Source organism: Actinomycetota bacterium, assembly GCA_030019255.1.
Taxonomy (GTDB): domain Bacteria; phylum Actinomycetota; class Geothermincolia; order Geothermincolales; family RBG-13-55-18; genus Solincola_A.
This window is the reverse complement of sequence record JASEFK010000036.1, coordinates 1-328: the sequence shown is the minus strand read 5'-3', so window position 1 is coordinate 328 and position 328 is coordinate 1. Positions and strand designations below refer to the sequence as shown.

Annotated in this window: 1 protein-coding gene; it reads left to right on the top strand. The window is 61.9% G+C overall.

All coding sequences use genetic code 11. The features are described from left to right. On the top strand, window positions 1–328 hold a 328-nt coding region (locus QME84_12730), incomplete at both ends, for a hypothetical protein (GenBank protein ID MDI6875128.1).

Genomic DNA, 328 nt, shown 5'->3' with positions numbered 1-328 from the left:
CGACGAGATATATCAGGCCTCGGTGGGAAAGCCCTGGGAGTCCCGGATAAGCGACCGCATCTTCCAGGCCGACATGTGGAAGAAGATCGTCAACGGCTCCGGGAGGGAAAGGGGAAGCGCGGGGGCGAGCACACTGGTGTACCAGATCAGCAACATGCTGGTGAGCGAGGGCCTCACCCTGGACATCGACGAGCTCACCCGGGACATCACCATCGACGAGAACATCCCCCGCCTGATGCAGAAACTGTACCGGGCGCGCCGCCACGAGACGGTGCTCAAGCTCCTGGAGAACCTGCTGGACAACCTGGAGGACATGAGCCCAGAGATC